Origin of the sequence: Streptomyces sp. WAC05292, from assembly GCF_003949955.1 — a bacterium.
Lineage (GTDB): Bacteria > Actinomycetota > Actinomycetes > Streptomycetales > Streptomycetaceae > Streptomyces > Streptomyces globosus.
On the sequence record NZ_RPSE01000681.1, the window covers coordinates 1 to 1,769 of the forward strand.

A 1,769-nucleotide genomic window follows, 5' to 3' on the forward strand; every position below is an offset into this window, starting at 1 on the left:
CCGTGGTGGCGGCCCCGGTGGCGGGCAGCGCGGCCGTGACCGCCTCCGATGCGGGGAGCGCGGCCGTCGGGGCCTCCGAGGCGGGGGCCTCGGCGGCGGGCCGGGGCTTCGCGGCGGGGGCGGCGGAGGCGGCAGCGGGTACCGAGGCCGCGGCGGCGGAGGCCGCGTCCGGGCGCGCGGAGCCGCCGGGTATGCGGGATCCCGCGGCTCCCCCGGAACCGGCGGGGAGCGCGGCCGCCGCGCCGGCCGGGGGCGCGGCCGGCGCCTCCAGCCGCAGCGGCGGCGAGGCCTGGACGGCGGCCTCCCGGTCCGTGACGAGGGCGAGGGCCCTGCGCCCGGCGACGGTGCCCCGCTTGTCCGCGAGGGCGCCCTTGAGGCCGATCGACGCCTCCAGTTCGGCCCGCGCGCGGTCCACGCGGCCCTCGCACAGGGCGAGTACCCCGAGTTCGTGGTGGAAGTACGCCTGCTCGGCGACCTCGCCGGCCTTCCGCGCGGCCTCGGCTCCGGCGCGCAGCACCCGCTCCCACGCCTCCCAGTGCCGGGACGCGGCGAACGCCGGAGCCGCGCTGCGGGCGAGCAGCACCCCGGCGACGACGTCCGCGCCGGCGAGCGCCGCGAGGACCGCGTCGGCCTCGGCTGCGACCCGCTCGGGGGTCACCGAGGAGTGCCCGGTCCACCAGGCGTAGTGCCGGGCGGCGGTACGGGCCTCCTCCGCGGCGGTCTCGCCGAAGCCGGCCTCCTCCAGCTGCCGGGCCACGCCGGCGGCCAGCCGGTGGCGCGGGCCGACCGGCGTGACCAGGCCGGCGGCCAGGAGTTCGGCGACCGCGGAGTCGGCGTGGGTGTCGCCGACGAGGGCGGGCAGGTGGGCGTGGTGCGGCAGTTCGCCGCCGAGCGCGCAGGCGATCCGCAGTGCGGCGCGCGCCGACTCGCTGGCCCGCGAGGCGAGCAGCTCGGCCGGGGCCGCGGCCTCGGCGAGCGTCGGCAGCGGGACGGCGCCGGCGGGCCGGGGCCGCCCCTCGAAGACGCCGGGCTCCTCGTCGTCGTCGGCGGCGGCGGCCCGGTTGAGCTCGTCGCGGCGCCGCAGCAGGGCGGCGGCCTGCACGAAGCGCAGCACCAGCCCTTCGGAGGCGAAGCGCAGGTCCTCGGCCCAGGCGGCTTCCGCGTCGGTGAGGGGGCGGCCGGTCCGTGCTTCGAGGAGGTGGAGGCATTCGGTCCGGCCGAGGCCGGTGAGGAAGACCTCCTCCAGGTGGGAGTCGTCGGAGGGGGCGCGGGTGTCGGGGGTGGCGGCCAGCAGGTAGGCGCACTCGGGGGTGGCGGCGAGCAGCTCGTCGAGGGCGGCGCCGCCCATCTCCAGGTCGTCGAGGAGGACGATGGCGCCGATGTCGCGGACGCGGGCGAGGAGTTCGGTGCGCCCGGGGCGCTCGGCCGGGGCCTGGTAGACGGCGTCGTGGAGCGCGTACAGGAGTTCGCCGGGCTGCTGGTGGCCGTATCCGCAGAGGCGTACGACGCCGTCGGGCGCGAGTCCGGCACAGTCCGCGGCGACCGCGTCGAGCAGGGCGGTGCGGCCGGATCCGGCCGGTCCGGTCAGCCGGACGGAGCGGCCTCGGCCGAGGAGGCGTACGAGGCGTTCGCGCTCCTCTTCGCGGCCGACGAGCACCGGGGCGGGGGCGGCGGGGCCGGGGGGGCGGGGGGGGCGCCGGCGGGGGTCGAGGGCGGCCGCGGTGATGGGGGGCGCCCGCCTGATGGAGACCTGGGCCCACGGCCTGGAC

Annotated in this window: 1 pseudogene; it reads right to left on the reverse strand. The window is 80.2% G+C overall.

Features of this window, described 5'->3' with window-relative positions:
- Window positions 1–1,769 (reverse strand): annotated as a pseudogene (locus EF903_RS32330) (ATP-binding protein); the annotation flags it as partial.